17 protein-coding genes and 1 pseudogene are annotated in these 21,657 nt (G+C 57.8%); 13 read left to right on the top strand and 5 right to left on the bottom strand.

Annotated elements, in window-relative coordinates; translation table 11 throughout:
• Window positions 1-8: 8 nt before the first annotated feature.
• A complete protein-coding gene (locus tag A6070_RS14805) occupies window positions 9-1,229 on the top strand; it encodes an ABC transporter permease (RefSeq protein WP_072286476.1) in 1,221 nt (406 codons plus the stop codon).
• A 74-nt stretch (window positions 1,230-1,303) separates the two neighbouring features.
• Here the strand turns inward: A6070_RS14805 and hemL are convergent, their stop codons facing one another.
• The gene (gene hemL, locus A6070_RS14800) at window positions 1,304-2,587 is read right to left on the bottom strand and encodes a glutamate-1-semialdehyde 2,1-aminomutase (RefSeq protein WP_072286475.1); all 1,284 of its coding nucleotides are present in this window, start codon (window positions 2,585-2,587) and stop codon (window positions 1,304-1,306) included.
• A 195-nt stretch (window positions 2,588-2,782) separates the two neighbouring features.
• Between hemL and rsxA the strand changes: the two genes are divergently transcribed.
• The 6 genes from rsxA to rsxE are packed head-to-tail and all read left to right on the top strand — an operon-like array spanning window position 2,783 to window position 7,725.
• The gene (gene rsxA / locus A6070_RS14795; protein ID WP_072286474.1) at window positions 2,783-3,364 is read left to right on the top strand and encodes an electron transport complex subunit RsxA; all 582 of its coding nucleotides are present in this window, start codon (window positions 2,783-2,785) and stop codon (window positions 3,362-3,364) included.
• A 13-nt stretch (window positions 3,365-3,377) separates the two neighbouring features.
• Window positions 3,378-4,208, top strand: a complete 831-nt coding sequence (locus A6070_RS14790; RefSeq protein ID WP_072286473.1) for an RnfABCDGE type electron transport complex subunit B — start codon at window positions 3,378-3,380, stop codon at window positions 4,206-4,208.
• On the top strand, window positions 4,208-5,518 hold the full coding sequence (rsxC, locus tag A6070_RS14785) for an electron transport complex subunit RsxC (protein WP_072286472.1): 1,311 nt from the start codon (window positions 4,208-4,210) through the stop codon (window positions 5,516-5,518). Before A6070_RS14790 ends, rsxC begins: the two co-directional genes overlap by 1 nt.
• A 4-nt stretch (window positions 5,519-5,522) precedes the next feature.
• Window positions 5,523-6,527 (top strand): RnfABCDGE type electron transport complex subunit D, encoded by a 1,005-nt coding sequence (locus A6070_RS14780; RefSeq protein WP_072286471.1) that lies wholly within the window; start codon window positions 5,523-5,525, stop codon window positions 6,525-6,527.
• Entirely contained in the window at window positions 6,524-7,114 is a 591-nt protein-coding gene (locus A6070_RS14775) for an RnfABCDGE type electron transport complex subunit G (protein WP_072502117.1), read from the top strand. Before A6070_RS14780 ends, A6070_RS14775 begins: the two co-directional genes overlap by 4 nt.
• Window positions 7,111-7,725 carry an electron transport complex subunit RsxE gene (rsxE, locus tag A6070_RS14770; RefSeq protein ID WP_072286469.1) on the top strand — a complete coding sequence of 205 codons (615 nt, stop codon included), beginning with the start codon at window positions 7,111-7,113 and terminating at the stop codon, window positions 7,723-7,725. The genes A6070_RS14775 and rsxE overlap by 4 nt, the downstream gene beginning before the upstream one ends.
• Before the next feature lie 45 nt (window positions 7,726-7,770).
• Here the strand turns inward: rsxE and A6070_RS14765 are convergent, their stop codons facing one another.
• From A6070_RS14765 to A6070_RS14750, 4 genes are all read right to left on the bottom strand, one after another.
• A complete protein-coding gene (locus A6070_RS14765; protein ID WP_072286468.1) occupies window positions 7,771-9,315 on the bottom strand; it encodes a sigma-54-dependent transcriptional regulator in 1,545 nt (514 codons plus the stop codon).
• A 19-nt stretch (window positions 9,316-9,334) separates the two neighbouring features.
• Complete coding sequence (locus tag A6070_RS14760) at window positions 9,335-11,005, bottom strand: GAF domain-containing sensor histidine kinase (protein WP_072286467.1); 1,671 nt, start codon at window positions 11,003-11,005, stop codon at window positions 9,335-9,337.
• Window positions 11,006-11,111: 106 nt separating this feature from the next.
• Entirely contained in the window at window positions 11,112-12,263 is a 1,152-nt protein-coding gene (locus A6070_RS14755; RefSeq protein WP_072286466.1) for an iron-containing alcohol dehydrogenase, read from the bottom strand.
• A gap of 327 nt (window positions 12,264-12,590) precedes the next feature.
• Entirely contained in the window at window positions 12,591-13,808 is a 1,218-nt protein-coding gene (locus A6070_RS14750; RefSeq protein WP_072502116.1) for a molybdopterin molybdotransferase MoeA, read from the bottom strand.
• 641 nt (window positions 13,809-14,449) lie between these two features.
• On the opposite strand from A6070_RS14750, the gene A6070_RS14745 reads away from it, so the two are divergent.
• From A6070_RS14745 to mdh (A6070_RS14720), 6 genes and pseudogenes are all read left to right on the top strand, one after another.
• On the top strand, window positions 14,450-14,638 hold the full coding sequence (locus A6070_RS14745; protein ID WP_072286464.1) for a hypothetical protein: 189 nt from the start codon (window positions 14,450-14,452) through the stop codon (window positions 14,636-14,638).
• 369 nt (window positions 14,639-15,007) lie between these two features.
• Complete coding sequence (gene mdh, locus A6070_RS14740; protein WP_072286463.1) at window positions 15,008-16,180, top strand: iron-dependent methanol dehydrogenase; 1,173 nt, start codon at window positions 15,008-15,010, stop codon at window positions 16,178-16,180.
• Window positions 16,181-16,464: 284 nt separating this feature from the next.
• Entirely contained in the window at window positions 16,465-18,195 is a 1,731-nt protein-coding gene (locus A6070_RS14735) for an aldehyde ferredoxin oxidoreductase family protein (protein ID WP_072286462.1), read from the top strand.
• 238 nt (window positions 18,196-18,433) lie between these two features.
• The gene (locus A6070_RS14730) at window positions 18,434-18,658 is read left to right on the top strand and encodes a MoaD/ThiS family protein (RefSeq protein WP_072286461.1); all 225 of its coding nucleotides are present in this window, start codon (window positions 18,434-18,436) and stop codon (window positions 18,656-18,658) included.
• A gap of 1 nt (window position 18,659) precedes the next feature.
• Window positions 18,660-19,478, top strand: a complete 819-nt coding sequence (locus A6070_RS14725) for a HesA/MoeB/ThiF family protein (RefSeq protein ID WP_072286460.1) — start codon at window positions 18,660-18,662, stop codon at window positions 19,476-19,478.
• Window positions 19,479-20,356: 878 nt separating this feature from the next.
• Window positions 20,357-21,528 (top strand): annotated as a pseudogene (gene mdh, locus A6070_RS14720) (iron-dependent methanol dehydrogenase).
• Window positions 21,529-21,657: the final 129 nt, after the last annotated feature.

The raw sequence follows: 21,657 nt of genomic DNA, 5'->3' as shown, positions 1-21,657 counted from the left end.
GCAAGGGCATGCTGCTTAGCATTAAAATTGCACTGGCATCACTACGTGCCCATCGTCTGCGGACCCTTCTGGCCATGCTCGGCGTGATGCTTGGCGCCCTGGCCCTGACCGGTGTGCAGCACATCTCCCGCGCCATGCTGCTCAAGGCCGAGCAGGAAACCGCCAAGCTCGGCAGCAATCTGTTCATGGCCCGCACCGGTCAGCTCGCCTTTCGGCCCGGCCGATCGGGCAGAGTGCGCCATGAAGCGACCACCTTTACGCTGCAGGATGCCCGGGATCTGGCCCGGGCGCTGCCCGCGGTGCGCAAGTCGGCACCGTTTGTCAGCGTCACCCTGCCGATACGCTCGGGCAACCTGAGCATCAACTGCCAGCTGGTGGCCACCTGGCCCGACTATCGGTGGGTGCGCAACGCCGTGCCCGAAGTCGGGCGTTTTCTTTCCGCCGCCGACGAAAACCGCCGTGCCAGGGTTTGCGTGCTGGGGGCCAGTATTGCCAGGCGCCTGTTCGGCAGGTCGCGGGCCGCCCTCGGACAACCGGTATTTTTTCATCGGGCGATGCTGCGGGTGGTGGGGGTGATGCAACCCAAAGGCGCCGATATCGCGGGTGCCGATCAGGACGAACAGGTATTTGTGCCGATGGACACCTATCTGCGCCGCATGAGCAACCAGACCTGGCTCAGCGGGGTGTATCTGCAGCTTGGCGACGAAGCCGATATTTCCGCGGCCAAACAATCCGCCGCCGAAATTCTGCGGCGCAACCATCGCATCGGCCCCGGAGAAGAGGACGATTTTTCCGTCCTGACCGCAAAGGACACCATGGAGGTCCAGCAGCAGGCCCTGAACCTGGTCGGTACCCTCGGTCTTATCAGCTCCTCGGTATCGTTTACCGTTGGCGGTCTCGGCATTCTATCCATCATGGTGCTGCTGGTTCGCGCCCGGCGACTGGAAATCGGCGTAAGACGGGCGGTGGGCGCCCGGCGGCGTGATATCGTGGGCCAGTTTTTGCTGGAGGCGGCCATGATGGCGATGGCCGGCGGTCTTTCAGGCGTTGGGCTCGCATTGGGACTGGTGCTGCTGGTCTGCCGGATCGGCGGACTGCCTTATGTCTTCGAGCCGTCTCTGGTGTTGCTGGCATTGGCCGGTTCGGCGCTGCTGGGGCTTGTTGCGGGGGCCTATCCGGCCTGGCAGGCGGCGCAGGTCGAGATCCTCGAAGTGTTGAAAAGTGAGTGAGGTTTGAGTGCCGAGGCTGGTGCATAAAACCGGGGGCGCACGGGATTACCAACCGGATGCGCCCCCGTGAGGAATCAGGCCCCTTGCAGCGATCGATGTGCGGCTTCGATGGTGCGATCGATGTCTTCGGGGGTATGCGCCAGGCTCACGAACCCTGCTTCGAACTGGGATGGCGCCAGGTTCACGCCGTTATCCAGCATGTTTCCGAAAAAGGTTGCAAAAACCCTGGTGTCGCTGGCTCTGGCATCGGCAAAGGAGCGCACCGGGCCGGCCTGGAAATAACAGCAGAACATGCTGCCGACCCGCTGCAGGCAGGCCGGTACACCGGCCGCTGTCGCTGCCTGCCGCAGTCCTTCGGCCAGGCAGGCGCTGCGTTCTTCCAGTTGCTCGTAAACACCTTCTTCACGCAGCAGTGCCAGGGCGGCGAGGCCGGCGCTCATGGCCAGGGGGTTTCCCGACAGGGTGCCAGCCTGGTAAACACCGCCTTCCGGTGCCAGTTGCCGCATGATATCGCGGCGTCCTCCGAAAGCTCCCACCGGCATCCCTCCGCCGATGATCTTGCCCAGGCATACCAGATCACCCTTCACCCCGTAAAGTTGCTGAGCGCCGCCGTAGGCGACCCGAAACCCGGTCATCACTTCGTCGACAATCAGCAGCATGCCGTGCCGGTCGCACAAATCGCGCAGCCCGCTCAAAAAGCCCGGCTGCGGTGGAACGCAGCCCATGTTGCCGGCGATCGGTTCCAGAATAATGGCCGCCAGGTCGGCCTTGTGCTCCTCCACGAGGGCCTTGACCCGGTCGAGGTCGTTGAAAGGCGCGGTCAGGGTATGGCGGGCGAAATCCGCCGGCACCCCCGGCGAGGCCGGTATGCCGAAGGTAGCCACGCCGCTGCCGGCTTCCACCAGCAGGCTGTCGGCGTGGCCGTGATAACATCCCTCGAACTTCAGAATCTTGTTGCGGGCGGTAAAGCCGCGCGCCAGGCGGATGGCGCTCATGGCCGCTTCGGTGCCGGATGAAACCATGCGCACCTGTTCCATATTGGGGAACGCGGCGCAGACCTGTTCGGCCAGATCGATCTCCAGGGCGGTGGGGGCACCGTAGGAGGTGCCGCGTCCGGCCGCCTTGCGGATCGCCTCGACGATTTTGGGGTGGCTGTGTCCGGCTATCATCGGCCCCCAGGAGCCGACATAGTCGATATACCTGTTGCCGTCGGCATCGATCAGGGTGCTGCCTTCTGCCCTGTCGATGAACAAAGGATGGCGGCCGACGGCTTTGAAAGCACGAACCGGGCTGTTGACACCGCCGGGAATGACCCGGTTCGCCCGTTGGAAGAGTTCAAGGGATCGGGAGCAGGGCATGGCAAACCTTTTCTGTAGAAAAAAACGATAAACCACAGACGCATCTTCGCGTTTTGACTATCACGCGTTTAAAAGCCTGTCAAGGACGGATCTTTTGCAGCTGGCTTGCGAGCAGGAATTAGAAATTGCCTTGAATCCGGGGCTGCGGTAAGCTTTCCTGGCCCGGGCGGACCATCCGCCGGCTGGAGGAGCCTCATGAAAGACCTTCTTCTGATACTTTTCGGAGCGGTTTTCGTCAACAATTTCGTCCTGGCGCGTTTTTTGGGACTGTGTCCTTTTCTCGGCGTGTCCCGCAAGCTGGAAACCGCGCTTGGCATGGGCATGGCTGTTACCTTCGTGATGGTGGCGGCGAGCGCGTGCACCTGGTTGCTGCACTACCTGGTGCTGGCGCCATGCGACCTGGGTTATCTGCAGACCATCGCCTTTGTCCTGGTTATCGCCACCCTGGTGCAGATGGTGGAAATGATCGTGCGCAAGTCGTCGCCGGTCCTGTATCAGGCGCTCGGTATCTTTTTACCGCTGATTACCACCAATTGCGCGGTTCTGGGCCTGGCGGTTCTCAACATTCAGGAAAATTACAGTTTCGTGCAGAGCCTGGTGTTCGCCTTTGGCGCGGCCGCCGGTTTTACGCTTGCCCTGGCGCTGTATGCCGGGCTTCGGGAACGTCTGGTTTTGTGCCCGGTCCCGGCGGCGTTTCGCGGTACGCCCATCGAGCTGATCACGGCCGGCCTGCTGGCGCTGGCATTCATGGGATTTGCAGGGATGGTGCAGGCTTGAAAGCGGTGCGGATATGATTGCCGCGACGGTCGTTCTCGGAGGTCTTGGCTGCCTTGCCGCCTTGCTGCTGGCCACCGCCTCCCGGCGTTTTTCGGTGCGAACCGATCCCCGCCATACGGCCTTGCTGGAAGTGCTGGCCGGCTCCAATTGCGGGGCCTGTGGTTATCCCGGGTGCGATGCCTATGCCCGTGCCTTGCTTGCGGGCACAGCGGCTCCCGATCTGTGCCGGCCGGGTGGAACGGAAACGCTGGTACGCATCGGCGCGATTCTGAATATTGCGACGACTCCCCGCCAGTCGCAGGTGGCCGTGGTTCGCTGTCAGGGAGGGCGGCAGCAGGCGCGGCCCAAGTACGATTATCGGGGATTGCACGATTGCCGCGCCGCGCAGAAGCTTGCCCAGGGGCCAAAGTTATGCCCTGCCGGCTGCCTGGGGCTGGGCAGTTGCGTGGAAATTTGTCCTTTTGATGCCCTGTTCATCGATGATCGTGGCCTGGCTGCGGTAGACCGCGGCCGCTGTACCGGATGCGGTCTTTGTGTGTCTGTCTGCCCGCGGCAAGTGCTGACTCTCGCTCCGGCCGAGGCCACGGTGCACGTCCTGTGCAACAGCCATGACCCCGGTGGCAAGGTCAAAACGTATTGCGAGGCGGGGTGTATCGGCTGCCGACTATGTCTCAAAACGGCGCCCGGCTGTTTCATGATGGAGGATTTCCTGGCGGTGGTCCGTTACGGAAATGAAGACGCCGTCACGCTGGCCGCCGCTGTGCGGCGTTGTCCCACTCATTGTATTCGGGAGATTGCCGGCACGCCCGCCGCTGGCAATGTTTCGCCGGAGCAGGTGCTCTGATGGCGCGGGGTTTTCCAGGCGGTATCCATCCGCTATCGCATAAATCGGCGACCGCCGATATCCCCAGTGAAACCTGTCCGTTGCCCGATGAACTGGTGATTCCGCTGGCGCAGCATGTTGGCTCTCCCGCCAGTGTCTGCGTCCTTGCCGGTCAGAGGGTGACGCGGGGGCAAACGATCGGCCGTGCCAACGGTTTTGTTTCGGTACCGGTACATGCCCCCACCTCGGGGCTTGTCACAGCGGTGGAACCGCGCCCCCATCCTTGCGGGGCACAACTGCTCGCGGTGGTTTTGCAACCGGATGGCGACGATGCCTGGGGCGAGGAATATCTTGGTCAGGGGTTTCATGTTCTGACCGTGGAGGCGATGCTCGAGCGTATCCGGGAGGCCGGTGTGGTCGGCATGGGCGGAGCTGCGTTTCCCACCCATGTCAAGCTGGATCCCCCCGAAGGCAAACCGATCGACACGGTGATCGTCAATGCCGCGGAGTGCGAGCCCTGGCTGACGGCCGATCGCCGCACGCTGCTGGAACAGCTGGAAAAAGTCCTGACCGGGGTGGAGGTGTTGCAGAAAATTCTGAACGCCAGGCATCTCTGGATCGGATTGGAGGACAACCAGCCGGATACGGCCCAACGGCTGGCTTCCCGCTGTCGCCAGCGTGGCATCAAGCTGGCTGTGCTGCCTGCCCGCTATCCGCAGGGCGCGGAACGGCAGCTGATTTATGCCATCACCGGGCGACGCGTGCCGGCGCGGGGGCTGCCCATGGATGTGGGGGTTCTGGTGCAGAACGTCGGTACCGTGGCCGCTCTGACCGATGCGGTTACCAGGGGGCGGCCTCTTATCGAACGCATGGTGACGGTTGCTGGCGGTTGCGTCGAGAAACCGCGGAACCTGCGGACGCGCATCGGCACGCCTGTCGCGCATCTGCTGGCGTATTGCGGGCTGCGGGATGCGCCGGCCAAGGTTATCATGGGTGGCCCGATGATGGGTGCCGCCCAGCACAGCCTTGCCGTGCCGGTGCTGCGCGGTACCAGCGGCGTGCTGGCGTTTCGCCGGGAGGACCTGGTGGACGGGCAGCCCGGTCCCTGTGTACGCTGTGGTCGCTGTGTCGCGGTCTGCCCCATGCATCTGCTGCCGACCTATATCGCCGATTACGCTCGCCGGGACGAACTGGCGCTGGCGGAACGCTTTGCGGCACGCAACTGCATCGAATGCGGCAGCTGTTCTTACGCCTGTCCTGCCCGCATCCCCCTGGTGCAGTCGATCCGGTATGCCAAAGGAGCGATTCTGGCCCGGCGCAGGAGAAGCTGATCCCATGGATAACCGGGAACATTTGCTGATCGTTTCACCTTCTCCGCACCAGCATTGCGGCCTGACCACCGAGGGCATGATGGCATCGGTTCTTCTGGCCTTGCTGCCGGCGTGCGGCGTTGCCGTCTACCTGTTCGGCCTGCCGGCATTGCGGACCTTGTCCATCTGCGTGGTCACGGCGGTGATCGTGGAGGTTCTGTGGCAAAAGGCCTCCGGAAAACAGCCTTCGTTCCGGGATGGCAGTGCCGCCCTGACCGGGTTGCTGGTGGCTTTTAATCTGCCGCCGTCAAGTCCCTGGTGGCTGGCACTGCTGGGTTCACTGGTTGCCATTGCGGTCGGCAAGCAGGTGTTTGGCGGCCTGGGGCACAATCTTTTCAATCCTGCGCTGGTTGCCCGCGTGGTTCTGCTTGTTTCCTTCCCCTCGTTGATGACCCGCTGGTCGGCGCCACAGCCCGGAAGGTTGCTGGCCGATGCCGTTACTGCGGCAACCCCTCTGGGCGAAATGAAAAGCGCCCTATGGCTCAGCGGCCGTTTGCCGCCGGGAGCGGGGGGTTCGCTGACCGACTATCTGCTTGGCAACATGGCCGGATCCCTGGGGGAGGTTTCGTTTGTGGCGCTTTTGGCCGGTGCTCTGTATCTGCTCTGGCGCCGCGTGATCAGCTGGCATATTCCGGTCAGTTACCTTGCCACGGTAACCATCCTGTCCGGCCTTTTCTGGCTGGCCGATCCGACCCGTTTTGCGCATCCAGGCGTACATCTTTTGACCGGAGGATTGATGCTGGGGGCGTGTTTCATGGCGACCGATCTGGTGACGTCGCCTTTAACCGGGCGCGGCATGCTTCTGTACGGGTGTGGCTGCGGGCTCCTCACCCTGTCGATACGCCTGTTCGGAAGCTATCCCGAAGGCGTGGCTTTCTCGATTCTTTTCATGAACGCCACAACACCTCTTATAGACCGCTACCTGGTGCCGCGTCCTTTCGGCTCCCCCAGAACATGGGGGACGCCATGAAGGAGAGTTTGCGCTACGTGGTGGTTCTGACGCTGATTACTTCCCTGTCCGGCCTGTTGCTGGGAGTGACCGAACGCTGTACCCGCGAACCGATCGAAAAACAGCAGGCCGGTCAGCAGCTGGCCGCCCTGCGAGCGGTGCTGCCGCCGGTGGATAACGCTCCGGATGAGGATTCGGTGACGCTTGCCGATGGATCGGCGCGGCGCACCGTCTATTATCGCGGGCGCCGCCAGGGGCGTATTGTCGGAGTTGCGTTCAGAGTGACATCGGATAAGGGATATGCCGGGCCCATCGCCATCATGATTGGCGTTGCGCCGGACGGAACCCTCACCGGGCTGGAAATTCTGCAGCAGAACGAGACGCCGGGATTGGGAAACCGCATTGTTGCGTCGGAATTTCGGGATCTTTTTGTCGGCAAGGGATTGAACGGTTATCGCTGGCGGGTACGCAAGGATGGTGGCGATTTCGATCAGATCAGCGGCGCCACAATTTCCTCGCGGGCCGTGGTGGAAGGGGTTGCCGAGGGGCTGGAGCGGTTTCGTCGCCATGCCGGAGTCATTCTCGCGGATAGCGGAGAGCGGCCATGAGCCATGCGGATGTTTTCGTCAGGGGGATTTGGAGCAACAACGCGGTTTTCAAACTGGTGCTCGGCATGTGCCCGACCCTTGCAGTTACCACCACCGCCGGCAATGGTCTGGGGATGGGCCTGGCCACCACGTTTGTGCTGTTGTGTTCCAATGCAGCGGTATCGGCGCTGCGCCACCTTATTCCCTCCAAAATCCGCATACCCTGTTTTATCGTCGTCATCGCAACGTTTGTCTCCATTGTACAGTTGCTCATGGAGGCTTATGTGTTCGCGCTGTATCAGGCCTTGGGCATTTTCATTCCGCTGATCGTGGTCAATTGCCTGATCCTCGGTCGCGCGGAGGCCTTTGCCTGTCGCCGCCGGGTGTGGGAAGCCGCGGCCGATGGTGCCGGCATGGGGCTGGGATTCACCCTGGCCCTGGTCTTGCTCGGAGCGGGGAGGGAGCTGTTGGGCAGCGGCAGCCTGTTTGGTTTGGGCGTTCCGGGCCTGCAGCAGGCGCTGCCACCGGTGTTGTTGCTGGTGCTCCCGCCCGGTGCTTTTCTGGCACTGGGGTTCCTGCTTGCGGCGATCAATGGTTGCAGAAACCGCAGGATGCCTCCAGGTAAACCTTGAAGGGACAGGCTGCAGCGCCGGCCTTGCCGCGGACGATTATGGATCTTACTGATTTTGCAACCCGTATTTCTTGATCTTGCGATGCAGGGTGTTGCGGGCGATACCAAGGGAGCGGGCAGCTTCGGTGATGTTCCAGCGATGCTGCAACAGGGTGCGTTTGATGGAGGCAGCCTCCGAGTCCCGCAATGCCTCGCTACCAGATGAGGAAAGCCCTTTCTGACGCATGACGGCATACAGGTTGGCTTCGAGCCCCCGCAGGGAATTCAGCAACTGGGTCAATTCGCCGTCTGAAAGCTGGGACAATGCCTCCGGAGTGCCGTAATGTTCCCAGAATCTTTCCATCGGCGGTTGGGCTTGGTGCGACGAGACTTCGCAGGCGGGTGCGGCGGTCATGGCCTGTTGCCCGTTTTGCGCGGCCGAACGCGGTTTGCTGGCGGTCAGCTTGCCGGAAAAATGTTCGGGAAGAATGACCTTGCCGTCGCACAACGCTACCGCCTGGCGCAGCGTGTTGGAAAGTTCGCGGATATTGCCCGGCCAGTCGTACTGGCACAGCAAATCGAGGATTTCCTCCGAGAGGGTGAGGGTCGGGTTGAACTGCTTGACGAAATATCTGGCCAGCATTGGAATGTCCTGCGCCCGGGAACGCAATGGCGGGATGACCAACTTGACCACGTTGAGACGGTAAAAAAGGTCTTCGCGAAACTCCCGCCGCAGCATGGCCTCTTCCAGGTCGACGTTGGACGCTGAAATCACCCGAACGTCGCAATGGATCTGCTTTTCCCCGCCCAGGCGCATGAATTCCCCTGTTTCCAGCACGCGCAGCAACTTGACCTGAATGGCCAGGCTGGCCTCGCCGATTTCATCGAGAAACAGGGTTCCCTTGTTGGCCATCTCAAAAATGCCACGGCGCATGTTGCCGGCGCCGGTGAAGGACCCGCGTTCGTGGCCGAAAAGTTCGCTTTCCAGCAGGTTGTCCGACAGGGCCCCGCAGTTGATGGGGATAAACATCTGATCGGAGCGGGCCGAAGCCGTATGAATGAATCGTGCCAGCACTTCCTTGCCGGTGCCGGTTTCACCCTGAATCAGGACGCTGATGTCTTTCGGCGCAATTTTGTAGGCCAGGGAGACGAGATGCCGCATATCGGGGCAGTTGCCGACCAGGAATCCGGTCGATTTGGCCAGCTCACTCCATTCCTCCTCTTCTTCCCTGGGGCCCTGGCAGCTGACCGCGGTGGCTTTTTCGATCAGCCTTTCGATAAGCTTGATGTCTTCAAAGGGTTTTTCCAGATATTCGTAAGCGCCCAGTTGCATGGCCTGCACTGCGGTTTTGATGGTGCTGAAGCCGGTCATGATAATGACCTCGCAGGCAGGCTGCCGCGCCTTGATATGTTTCAACAGGGTCAGGCCGTCGGTGTCTGGCAGCTTCAGGTCTACCATGGCCACGTTGTAGGTGCCGCAGTCCAGAGCCCGCAGCGCTTCCTCTTCATTGACCGCGGTAACGGTCCGATATCCTTTTCTTTGCAGCAGACGCCGGAAAAATGTACAGACAGATTCCTCGTCATCGATGATCAGGACACTTACCTTTGACAAGATTACACCACCTTTGGATTTAGATATTCAAATCGTAAGCCGGACCTTTTTTGACCGGCAGGCGCAGTGAAAAACAGCTGCCCTGGCCGCAGGTGCTTTCCACTTCCAGAGAGCCTCCGTGTGCTTCGGCAATGCCCAGGCTGACGGACAGCCCCAGCCCGGTTCCTTTGGATTCTTCCTTGCTGGTATAAAAGGGCGTGAACACCCGCTGCAGGTTTTTCGCCGGGATCCCTATGCCGTTGTCTTTTACAGAAATAATGATCCACTGTCCATTGCTATTGCATTCACAGCGTGATGTCACTTCGATGATCTTTTCACGGTCGACGCCAGCCAGGGCATCCCTGGCATTGATGAGAAGATTGGTCAGAACCTGCTGAATCTGACGCCCGTTAGCCTTGGTAAAGGGCAGATTGGGATCAAGGTTTTTGCAGACGCTGATCTGATTGCGATCGATCTGATAATAGATGAGGTGCAGGACGCGTTCGATTTCCTCGTTGATGTCCGTTTCCGCCATGGGCAGGTGGTCCTGGCGGGAAAAAGTCAGCAGATTCTGAATAATACGCTTGCAGCGCAGGCCGCAGTTGACGATGTCTTCCAGCGGTTCGCGGATTTCCCGGTGATTTTCAAACTCGCGATGAATCAGCTGCGCGGTACCGATGATCACGGTCATGGGACTGTTGAGTTCATGCGCGACGCCGGCAGCCATTTCGCCGATGGCGGCAAGTCGTGCCGAATGCATGAGCTTGGCCTCCATGTTGGTTTTTTGCGTGACATCCTTGATGATGTGGGTAATGGCGGTGAGGCGTCGGTTTTCATCCAGGACCGGATAATAGAAGAGGTCGAGGACCAGGCCGGAATCGGTTTCCAGCCGCTTGAAAACCGGTTTGGGATCCTTCTTGAGCGTTTCCATGGGGCATCCCTCGCAGGGGACGTCACGGCCGTAAAGACGCGCATAGCACTTCATTCCTCTGGCGCCCGCCTGATCCGAAACCATTTCAGGCATTTGCCGGCCGTTGTCGAGCAAAATATTGTAGTCCGGGTCCAGCAACAGAATCGGGTCGGTGACGGCCTTGAAAGTGGCTTCCCAGCCCTGCTGCGCCCGGGATACCTCCTTGTAGAGGCGGGCATTCTGGATGCTGATGGTCAGGTGGTCCGCAAGGTGTTGCAGAAACCCGAGCTCTTCTTTGGCATAGGCATTTTTCTGGGTGCTCCCGACCAGCAGAAGCCCCTGAATGGCGGTGCGCATGAACAGAGGTGCGATGGCCATGCAGCGCAGATCCCTGGCCAGCTCCGGATAGACCCTGAAAAATGGATCGGCGGTCTGTGCCGGCTCGTACATGCGCACCTTACCAGTGCGCATCGCATCCCAGACAAAGGAACCGGCAGGGATAACCGGCAGCCGTCGCGGCTTCAGGGGGATCACGGCGCGCATGCTGAGATCGTCTCCCCGCAGCAGCGCCAGGGCCAGGAAGTCGCAGGGCAAGGCGCGGTGCAATTGCCGGTAGGCCCTCTCGATCATATCTTCGGTGGACATCTCAAGGTTGATGTCCCTGGAAAGTTGATGGAGGATTTCAAGTCTGCTGTTTTGTTTGAGGATTTCCGCATTTCGCTTTTTGAGTTCGACGTAATAATTCAGCTTCGAGGAGTTGACCCCCGTCAGATTCTCAATAAGCGATTTTTTATCGAGCATGGTCCCGACCGTTGCAAAAGTGGATTGGCATGAAGTTGTGCATAAATCCGGCAGGTTACGGGAACGTGCGAAGGACGTTCTTCCCGCCTGCCGGGTAACCGGCGTCCTAAAAAGCCTTGAGAAACAACTGTTCGATATCCTCGGCGGTCGCGTTGCGGGGATTGGTCACCAGACAGGCATCGTTAAGGGCGTTCTGGCTCAGGGTTTTGATGCTTTCCTTTTTCAGGCCGACATCGGCCAGGCTTTTGTGCAGGCCGATGTCCCTTGTCAGCCTGCGCACCGCTTCGATGGCCTGTTCCGAGAGATCCTCGCATCGATCCTGATCCGTTGCGGAAGCCTCGATCTGTCGGGCTATTTGCGTAAACTTCTGGCGGCATTCGGGAAGATTGAACTGCATGACATGGGGCAGCAAAGTGGCATTGGTCTCGCCGTGATGGGTGTCCAAAAGGCCGTCGATCTGGTGCGTCATGGCATGCCCGGCGCCCAGGATTGCATTCGAAAAGGCTATGCCGGCATTGAGGCTGGCCATGGCCATGTTGTTGTTTGCCTCGGCGTCATGGCGGTCGAACACCGAACGTTTGAGGTTGCCGAAGATCAAGCGGATGGCATTGAGGGCGTGAATGTCGGTCAACGGGGTCGCGGCCAGTGAAACATAGGATTCAATAGCATGGGACAGGGCATCGATGCCGGTGGCCGCGGCGAGCCTGGGGGGTTTGGTGTTGAGCAGATCCGGGTCGATGATGGCAATGTCGGGAATCAGTGACTTGGAAATGATCGACATCTTCAATCGGCGCTGGTGGTCAACGATGATGGCGAACTGGCTGACTTCCGAACCGGTACCCGCGGTGCTTGGCACAATCACCATGGGCGGCAGCGGATGGCGGATTCGGTTCACTCCTTCGTAATCCTGCAACTCGCCGCCATTGGTCGCCAGCATGGCGATAGCCTTGGCGGTATCCGCCGGGCTGCCGCCTCCCACGGCCACCAGCGCATCGCACCGGGACCGCAGGTAGTGGGTGACCCCTTCGGCGACTTCAAAGTCCTTGGGATTGGATGTGATGGAGGAAAAAATTTCGTATTCCAGCCCGGCGGTGCGCAGATAGTGCAGCGCCTTGTCGACCCAGCCGGCTTCGATAAGCCCCTGGTCCGTGACGACGAAGACCTTGGACGCACCACTGCGCGCGGCACTATCTCCGATCTGGCTGAGTGCCCCCTGCCCGAAAATGATTTCCGGCGTGACGAATTTCCGAATGCTCACGGCATCTCCCTCAGGGTGCGGGTTCATCACTGGTCCAGCCGACGGTGGAATGTTTCGGTGGTGCCGGGTTTATCACAAGGGGGCTCAAAACCGCCCCGATGCAAACAGAAACGGGGCATTGCATCGCAAACGTCAACCGAAACGGCCGTATGACGTTTACAGTATAGTGATTCGGCAGTTGGAGTCAAAACAAACTTTTTCAAAGCCGGAAGCCAAAGCATGCAATATCAAAGTAAAAACCGTTCGTTCCATCCTCCGGGCGGGTCGCGTCGTCAGGCGGAGGCCGCCGGAAAGGCGATATGAAAAACACGCCCGCGTTTAGGGACGTCAGAACGCTTCCATGGCGATATGGGGACTCAGCATGTGGACCTTGACGACATCGCCTACATTAAAGGAATCCTTGTGCTCCGGCAGCAGGGCCAGAGCATCGGCACGCACCATGGTTTTGAGTATCCCGGTATTCTGGTCGCCGGCGCAGCTGGCAAAGTATCTGCCATCGCGAACGGTAATTTTCACCCGCTGAAAGTTGAGCACGCCAAGCCGTTTTTTGCTCAGACCGGTTTCCAGAACCGCTTCAAATTCCTGCTTGATGACCCGCGCATGCCCCATCATTTTCAGCAGCGCCGGCTTGACCAGCTCTTCAAAGGTGATCATGGTCGACACCGGGTTGCCAGGCAGGGAAAATACCGGCTTGTCATTTTTCAAGGCAAAGGTGGTCGGCCTTCCGGGCTTTATGTCGACTTTGCAGAACAGGGTTTTCGCCCCAAGTTCGTCCAGTATGGCGCGCACGAAGTCCCGGTCGCCTGTCGAGACCCCCGCGGACGTGATCAGCGCGTCGGCCTTGAGCCCTTCGCTGATTTTTTCCATGTGGCTGACACGGTTGTCCGCCGCGATGCCGAGCATCATCGGTTCGGCGCCGATTTCCTTGAGGGCTGCTGCCAGCGCCAGGGAATTGCTGTTGATGATCCGGTCCTCGGCGAGCGTATCGCCAATTTCCACCAGTTCGTCCCCCGTGGACAAAACAGCGACGCGGGGTTTGCGATACACGGATACGAAGGCTTTTCCGTAGGAAGCCAGCATGCCGATTTCAGCAGGGCGCAGCAGTGTTCCGCGCGGAACGATACATTCTCCCATCTTGACATCTTCGCCACGGGGTCGGACGTGGGCGCCGGGTTTCACCTTTTCATGAACCAGGATATCCGCCCCATCCAGGGTGGTTTCCTCGACGGGAATGATAGCATCGGCTCCCTGGGGCAACGGCGCGCCGGTCATGATTTTGATGGCGGTGCCGGCTGTGACGATTTTTTCCGAAGCGCCTCCTGCGGCGACAAAGTCGATGACCTGAAGGCGGCCGGCTTGCTGGCAGTCCTGACTGCGCACGGCATAACCGTCCATGGCCGAATTGGTCCATCGCGGCATATCCCAGGTCGCGGTGAGGTCTTCGGACAGAACGCGGCCGACAGCATCGGTGATCAAGACCCTCTCCCGGCCAAGGAGGGGAACGCTGTCAAGAATAAGTTTCCTGGCTTCATAAAAGCTCGGCATGATGAATTGGTCTCCTTCGCGAGTGATATTTTGTCGTCCGTCCGGCATGGCTGCGTGAACTGGAATTTCCCGCGAGGACGGCACCGGGCACCCACCCGCACAAATTGCCGCCCATGGTTTGTCGTCATCGAAGACGGCAGGCATGGGCGGGATGTATTATGTACAAACAAGAATATGACGAATAAAACGACGTCTTTGCGAAAAAAGCGCCCACGGCGATGCGGTTCAAGAAAACTCTGCTAAACTGGCAATCGTCGTGCTTGAAAGAGCCCGGAAGCTGGAGTTCTTTGAAAACAGAAGATTCGGTGGACAATCGTTTCGGTCAGCAGGGCGCGGTGGGACAGGTTTCGCCTGTCACCGAAACGCCACAGATCTCCCGTGCGAGGCGCAGGGATTTTCTTCGCGCAAAACCTTGCCCGGGCGCCATCGGCCCCGTCGGTAATGCAGCCTGAATAACAGTGTTCGAGTTCGACACTTTTCCCGGGGCGGACAGCGCTGCGATAACAGTCATGTCCGTCCGCGAAAAGCAGGCCGTCCTTCACCAGGCCCCTGAACGGCCTCCCAAGTTAGAATAATGTCGGGAATTTTTCAACCACAAACAAAAGCGGCAACAGTTTGCCCGGGTTGGCGGAGGGGCGGCGATGGGGGCGGCGATGGGGGCGGCGATGCGGTTCGATTTCTCCCAGGTGTTCCAAAACGATACGGAACGCAACGCGATTGATACAATGGATAACTTATGGAACATGGGCGATTCACGCTGGCTTCACCGTATTCCGGTTTGGTTTCAGGCTGGTTTCGGTAAAAAGCGAACCGTGTTTTGTTTTCTTTGAAGAGAGTTTTGCCCAAGGCGACAGGGGTTGCCCAGTTCACCCAGTGGCGAGGCGATGAAAAGTTCCACCGTTTTGTTTTTGAATGAAACATCAAAAGAGTTGCTGGCACCCTAATTGCTATTGTCAATAAGCCGCGACCCGGAAATTCAAAAACGGTGTTTTGACAAAAAGTAAACATATGCTTTATTTGAGTCGAGGAATCGCTACATCGTGCGGAAGGAGGTGACTCACCAGAGACGCGGTATTGTGATTTGAGCTGTCTTTGAATTTGTGTCGGCATTACGTAGTAAGATTTTCAAGCGGATGTTCCACTTAGTGTGTGAGAGCTTGGTGCTTTCACAAAAACTCATCTTATGAGGAGGATTCATCATGCCCGTTGTAAATCTCGCAGAAACTACTTTCGGCTTCTTCATTCCTAGCGTTACCCTGATGGGCCCTGGTTGTGCCAAGGAAGTCGGCCCCAAGGCGAAAGAGCTGGGCGCTAAAAAAGCGTTGATCATCACCGACGCCGGTCTCCATAAAATGGGCGTGTCCGAAAAAATCGCCGGTTATCTGAAAGAAGCTGGCGTCGATGTAGCTATTTTCCCTGGTGCCGAACCCAACCCGACCGACCAAAACGTCGCCGCTGGCTTGAAGGCATTCAAGGACAACGGTTGTGACTTCCTCGTTTCTCTGGGTGGCGGTTCTTCCCATGACTGCGCCAAAGGCGTCGGCCTGGTTGCCGCTGGCGGCGGCAACATCCGCGATTACGAGGGCGTAAACAAGAGCTCCGTGCCTCTGACTCCCCTGATCTCCATCAACACCACCGCGGGTACCGCTTCTGAAATGACCCGCTTCTGCATCATCACCAATACCGATACCCATGTCAAAATGGCTATCGTTGACTGGCGTGTAACCCCGATCGTGGCGATCGACGATCCCATCCTGATGCTGGGCAAGCCCCCCGCACTGACCGCCGCTACCGGTATGGACGCCCTGACCCACGCCGTGGAAGCCTATGTCTCCACCATCGCCACCCCGATCACCGACGCCGTTGCTGAAAAAGCCATCCGTCTGATCGCCCAGTGGCTGCGTCCCGCCGTTGCACTCGGCTCCAACATCGCTGCTCGCGACGCCATGTGCTATGCACAATACATGGCCGGCATGGCCTTCAACAACGCTTCTCTGGGTCACGTACATGCCATGGCTCACCAGCTGGGCGGCTTCTACAATCTGCCCCACGGCGTCTGCAACGCCATCCTGCTGCCGGCCGTCTGCGACTTCAACCTGATCGCCTGCCCGGATCGCTACGCTGACATCGCCCGTTTCATGGGCGTGCCGACCGAAGGCCTGAGCATTACCGAAGCAGCCGCTGCCGGTATCGAAGCCATCCGCGAACTGTCCGCTTCCATCGGCATCCCGTCCGGCTTGGCCGAACTGAATGTTAAAGAAGCAGACCTCAAGACCATGGCCGAAAACGCCATGAAAGACGCTTGCGGACTTACCAACCCCCGTAAAGCTACCCTGGATCAAATCATCGGCATCTACAAAGCTGCCATGTAATCATCCGGTTTTACCACTATCGCGCCCGCGTTTTCGCGGGCGCGATCTCAAAATTTTTTGTGTTCAATATTGCGGAGCAATGGAAAAGTTTTCTGTTGCTCCTTTTTTGCGTTGAAACATCCTGCGGGATATAATCACAGTATATGTTCCACGGAGAAATCCTTCGGCGTGTCAGTTTTCGCCATTTGAAATGTGGTTGCCAGTGTCTGGCATGAGGGGGGGCGTGTGTCGGAGAGACACCTTGCGTTCCCGCGAATCAAACCCACAAATGGAAGGAAGCCGAAATGAACAAGGTTATTCGTGTCGACATGTCGCAGTTGACGGTCAGTGTTGAGCCGGTCCCGACACGATGGGCGGGTCTTGGAGGCCGTGGCCTGACCTCGACCATCGTTGCCGAGGAAGTCCCTCCCGGGTGTCATCCTCTCGGGCCCAACAATAAACTGGTGTTTGCGCCGGGGCTGTTGTCCGGGACTCCGGCAGCCCAGTCCGGCCGGCTTTCGGCGGGCGCCAAAAGCCCCCTTACCGGTACCATCAAGGAAAGTAATGCCGGTGGAACAGCGGCACAGCAGTTGGCTCGCCTCGGGATCAAGGCCCTTATTGTCGAAGGCTTGCCAGCCGGGGACACATGGTATCGCCTGCATGTGACGCAGCAGGGCGTCTCCATTGAATCCGCCGCCGAACTGACGGGCAAGCAGAATTTTGCCGTTATCGATAAGATGATCGATACTTACGGCCCCAAGATAGGGGTGATGTCCATCGGTGTGCCCGGGGAGTTGCGTATGTGTGCCGCCAATATTTCCGTGAAGGATCCCGATCAGAAAATCCGCAGCCATGGCCGCGGGGGGCTGGGCGCGGTGATGGGGGCCAAAAGGATCAAATGCATTACGATCGATGATGCCGGGGCCGGCAAGGTGCCCATCGCGAATCCCGACAAGTTCCGCGAGGCGGCCAAGATTTTCGCCAAGTCACTGCTCGATCATCCGGTCAGTGGCGAGGGGTTGCCCACTTACGGCACCAATATCCTCATCAATATTCTCAACGAAGCCGGTGGCTTGCCCACCAAAAATTTTCGCTACGGACAATGCGCTCACCACGAAAAGATCTGCGGTGAAACCATGCACGACACCATTGTTGCCCGGGGTGGCAAGCATAAGCATGGTTGTCATGCAGGCTGCATTATTCAATGCTCTCAGGTTTATGTGGACAAGGCGGGAGGGTACATCACCTCCGGGTTTGAATATGAAACGATCTGGGGACTTGGCGCCAATGCCATGATCGAGGATCTTGACGATATCGCGATCTGCGATCATCTTATGGACGATATCGGCATTGATTCCATCGAAGGAGCCGTGCTGCTGTCCGCTGCCATGGAGGCGGGCATCATTGCCTGGGGGGATGGCAAGGAGTGCCAGCGTGTGTTGCGGGAAGAGATAGGCAAGGGGACACCCTTGGGGCGGATTCTTGGCAACGGGACCGCATCGGTGGGCAAGGTCTATGGTCTGGTGCGGGTACCCGTGGTAAAAAATCAGGGTATTCCGGCCTACGATCCGCGAGCCGTCAAAGGTATCGGCGTAACCTATGCCACCTCCACCATGGGGGCCGATCATACCGCAGGCTATACCATCGCCACCAACATCCTCAAGGTTGGCGGCTATGTCGATCCGCTGAAGAAGGACGGACAGGTCGATCTGTCCCGCAACCTGCAGATTGCAACCGCTGCCGTGGACAGTACCGGCATGTGCGTGTTTATTGCTTTCCCGGCTCTGGATATCCCCGAGTCTTTTACCGCGCTCATCGATCTCATCAATGCCGCCTATGATCTGAGCCTGACGGCCGATGACGTCACCGAGTTGGGAAAAAACATTCTCAAGCTGGAACACGACTTCAACATTGCCGCCGGGTTTGGTCCCGCCGATGACCGCCTGCCGGAATTTTTTTCCTATGAAGCGATTCCTCCGCACAACGCTGTTTGGGATTTTTCCGATGAGGAGCTCGACGCATTCTGGGATTTCTGATAATCCCGGATTTCTGACCAAAAGGGCATCCCGAGGGTGCCCTTTTTTCAGGTTACAAGACTTTCAAAAGCCATGAACAGAGTTTTCGGGCGGGTCACGGCGAACAGCCTAAGACGACGGTTTTGCTTGCATAATCCTTGATGGAAAGGTAGATTCTTCGCGTAGGTTTGGCGCGGAGGCCATGATCGGGATGGATGGCGTGCCACCATTTGTTCCGGGAGACAGGGGGAAAATTACAATGAAGGTAACGGTAAAGCTGTTTGCGGGTTTTCGAGTAAACCGTTTCAAGGTTGCCGAACGGGACGTCCCTGAAGGTTGCACTGTAGCGGATGTGCTCGCCGAACTGGCGATCGAACTCCCTGAATTGGGCGTAGCACTGATCAACGGACGGCATGTTTTGCCGGAGCAGGTTTTGCAGGACGGGGAAACCGTTTCCCTGTTTCCCAAAGTTGGCGGAGGGTGACATGGCAGAACTGCTGAGCTGGCTGAAAGAAAGAGCCAAGGACGACCTGCTGCTTTGGGCAGATCAGCTGTCAGCCGCCAATCGGTTTAAAATAAGTGTCCGCGAGGTCGAGGGCGTCGCTCTTGAAAACGGCTTGTTGCCAGCTCGCTATCAGCGTAACCGCAATATGTTTTGCCTTGACGATCAGCTGAAGTTTTATAGAAGCAAGGTAACGGTTATCGGTTGCGGAGGGCTTGGCGGCTACATTATCGAAGAGCTTGCGCGCCTTGGGGTCGGCACCATCGTTGCGGTGGATCCCGATGTTTTCGAAGAACACAACATGAATCGCCAGCTGTTGGCCACTCCGGATTTTCTGGGAATCAAAAAGGTCGCGGCTGCGGCGCGTCGGGTCGACAGGGTCAACCCCGCCGTGGAGCTTCTTCCCGTGGGTCTGGCTTTTAGCCGGGACAATGGCAAGCAGATACTGGAAGGCAGCCAGGTTGCGGTCGATGCGCTCGATAGCATTGCGGTGCGTCTGGAGTTGGCGGAGGTCTGCCAGGACCTGGGCATTCCCCTGGTGCACGGTGCGATAGCGGGCTGGTACGGATATCTGATGACCCAGTTTCCCGGCGAGCGGACCTTGCAGAAATTCTTTTCCCATAATTCGCAGGAAGGGGGGCTGGAAAAGCAACTTGGAAACCCCTCCTTTACGCCCGCCGTTGTTGCCAGCCTTGAGGTAGCCGAAGCCTGCAAGATCTTGCTGAATCGGGGGACTCTTGCCCGCCGCCGCTGCCTGTCCATCGATCTCTACGATATGGAATTTGTCGAGATTGAATGCTGATGGCATCTCGAAAATTCCATTCCGTGGACCTGTCCCGTATTTCCAGGACCCCGCAATGCTTCGTGGCTGTATTATTTCCATAAAGGTGGCAGGGTAATTTGTTCCGAATCGAAGCCGGCCATGAGCCGGCTTTTTTTGCCCCTTTCCCATCTGAAAACTCCGGTTGAACATTAGTTGATTTCGAGACTATCGCTTTGGATGTACACGATTGGGGTGCGTCCTGTGCGGTCTCTCCTGCCGTAGTTTGGGGCTGCAATGCTCCATTGATTTTCCCCGCAAACGTTCATGGTTTCATGCTCTTCCCAGAGTTCCCTTGGCGGCGCATTTGTTTGAAACGATGTTTGTATGCCTTTTGAAGAAAATTGTTAAGTAATTATATGGGTTTTAGGTCCTTGATTGTTGATTTTTTTACAAATCGCCATTGAATAGGTGTTTTTCCGTTATTAAAAAAATTCCGCAACCTGTAGACCAGACAAAAAATCAACAAAATACTGTTTTAAAATTGAAGTATTTTGTTTCAATGAAATCGATCATAAGTGCTACTGAAAAAGTTTTCTGGTGATAATTTCTAAAAAATTCTTTCAAAACAACCAACTTTTTATTAGTTATAAAAGTATCGTATACCTTATAAATTCTTTTTGTATTTGCATTTGAAAAAACCGATAACTTATCAAGTTATAGTCGTTATTTTCTGGTTGCAGCATTTTCGTATACAAAAAATATTTTTTAATACCTTTTGGGATATTTTGAACGTAACGTATACGGAAACAATAGTTTAAAAAAATGGTTTGATTTGTATTTTTCATTGTAGTAAGTAATTCGGGCAGTTTTGGTTGTGTGGGTTATTTCCATCAACGCTCAATCTAGGAGGATTAATCATGCCAATTGTCAACCTCGCAGAAACCACCTACGGCTTTTTCATCCCCAGCGTTACCCTGATGGGTCCTGGTTGCGCCAAAGAAGTTGGTCCCAAGGCCAAGGAACTCGGCGCTAAAAAGCCCTTCTCGTTACCGACGCCGGTTTGATGAAAATGGGTGTTGCCGATACCATCGCCGGCTATGTTAAAGCCGCTGGTGTTGACGTCGTCATCTACCCCGGTGCCGAGCCCAACCCGACCGACAAGAACGTGCATGACGGCGTTAAGGTTTTCACCGACAACGGCTGTGACTTTATCGTCTCTCTGGGTGGCGGTTCTTCCCATGACTGCGCCAAAGGCATCGGCCTGGTTACCGCTGGCGGCGGCAACATCCGCGATTACGAGGGCGTGAACAAGAGCACCGTGCCCATGACTCCCCTCATCGCCATCAACACCACCGCGGGTACCGCTTCCGAAATGACCCGCTTCTGCATCATCACCAACTTGGATACCCATGTCAAAATGGCTATCGTTGACTGGCGTGTAACGCCGTTGATCGCTGTTGACGATCCCGTTCTGATGCTGGGCAAGCCCCCCGCACTGACCGCCGCCACCGGCATGGACGCTCTGACCCACGCTATCGAAGCTTATGTTTCCACCATCGCTACTCCGATCACCGACGCCTGCGCTGAAAAAGCCATCCGTCTGATCGCCCAGTGGCTGCGTCCCGCCGTTGCCATGGGCGCCAACATCGAAGCCCGCGACGCTATGTGCTACGCTCAGTACCTGGCCGGCATGGCGTTCAACAACGCCTCCCTCGGCTACGTACACGCCATGGCTCATCAGCTGGGCGGCTTCTACAACCTGCCCCACGGTGTCTGCAACGCTATCCTGCTGCCGTCCGTTTGCGATTTCAACCTGATCGCCTGCCCGGACCGCTTTGCTGACATCGCCGACTTCATGGGCGTCAACACCGAGGGCCTGAGCGTGATCGAAGCTGCCGCCGCCGGTATCGAAGCCATCCGCGAACTGTCCGCTTCCATCGGCATTCCTGCCGGTCTGACCGAGCTGAATGTTAAAGAAGCAGACCTCAAGACCATGGCTGAAAATGCTCAGAAGGACGCCTGCATGCTGACCAATCCCCGCAAAGCTACTCTGGATCAGGTCATCGCTATCTACAAGGCAGCCATGTAATCATCGCCCGTATCGACTTGCCGAATGGTCACTGGGTGACATCCGGACGGTCAACGAGCAAGGTACGATCAGGAGCGGCCGGGAGCAATCCCGGCCGCTCTTTTTAGTTTGCCTCCGCAAAGCCTGATC

It is taken from the genome of Syntrophotalea acetylenica, from assembly GCF_001888165.1.
GTDB classification, from domain to species: domain Bacteria; phylum Desulfobacterota; class Desulfuromonadia; order Desulfuromonadales; family Syntrophotaleaceae; genus Syntrophotalea; species Syntrophotalea acetylenica.
Note: the sequence above shows the minus strand (reverse complement) of the source record. Positions and strands in the feature narration are given on the sequence as shown.

What these genes read in the sequence shown, in the direction of transcription:
- A6070_RS14725 (WP_072286460.1), top strand. Translation starts at nt 18,660, where the DNA reads ATGGCAGAACTGCTGAGCTGGCTGAAAGAAAGAGCCAAGGACGACCTG.
- A6070_RS14780 (WP_072286471.1), top strand. Translation starts at nt 5,523, where the DNA reads ATGGATAACCGGGAACATTTGCTGATCGTTTCACCTTCTCCGCACCAG.
- rsxA (WP_072286474.1), top strand. Translation starts at nt 2,783, where the DNA reads ATGAAAGACCTTCTTCTGATACTTTTCGGAGCGGTTTTCGTCAACAAT.
- A6070_RS14775 (WP_072502117.1), top strand. Translation starts at nt 6,524, where the DNA reads ATGAAGGAGAGTTTGCGCTACGTGGTGGTTCTGACGCTGATTACTTCC.
- A6070_RS14745 (WP_072286464.1), top strand. Translation starts at nt 14,450, where the DNA reads ATGGGGGCGGCGATGGGGGCGGCGATGCGGTTCGATTTCTCCCAGGTG.
- A6070_RS14760 (WP_072286467.1), bottom strand. Translation starts at nt 11,005, where the DNA reads ATGCTCGATAAAAAATCGCTTATTGAGAATCTGACGGGGGTCAACTCC.
- A6070_RS14735 (WP_072286462.1), top strand. Translation starts at nt 16,465, where the DNA reads ATGAACAAGGTTATTCGTGTCGACATGTCGCAGTTGACGGTCAGTGTT.
- hemL (WP_072286475.1), bottom strand. Translation starts at nt 2,587, where the DNA reads ATGCCCTGCTCCCGATCCCTTGAACTCTTCCAACGGGCGAACCGGGTC.
- A6070_RS14805 (WP_072286476.1), top strand. Translation starts at nt 9, where the DNA reads ATGCTGCTTAGCATTAAAATTGCACTGGCATCACTACGTGCCCATCGT.
- mdh (WP_072286463.1), top strand. Translation starts at nt 15,008, where the DNA reads ATGCCCGTTGTAAATCTCGCAGAAACTACTTTCGGCTTCTTCATTCCT.
- A6070_RS14790 (WP_072286473.1), top strand. Translation starts at nt 3,378, where the DNA reads ATGATTGCCGCGACGGTCGTTCTCGGAGGTCTTGGCTGCCTTGCCGCC.
- A6070_RS14750 (WP_072502116.1), bottom strand. Translation starts at nt 13,808, where the DNA reads ATGCCGAGCTTTTATGAAGCCAGGAAACTTATTCTTGACAGCGTTCCC.
- rsxE (WP_072286469.1), top strand. Translation starts at nt 7,111, where the DNA reads ATGAGCCATGCGGATGTTTTCGTCAGGGGGATTTGGAGCAACAACGCG.
- A6070_RS14730 (WP_072286461.1), top strand. Translation starts at nt 18,434, where the DNA reads ATGAAGGTAACGGTAAAGCTGTTTGCGGGTTTTCGAGTAAACCGTTTC.
- rsxC (WP_072286472.1), top strand. Translation starts at nt 4,208, where the DNA reads ATGGCGCGGGGTTTTCCAGGCGGTATCCATCCGCTATCGCATAAATCG.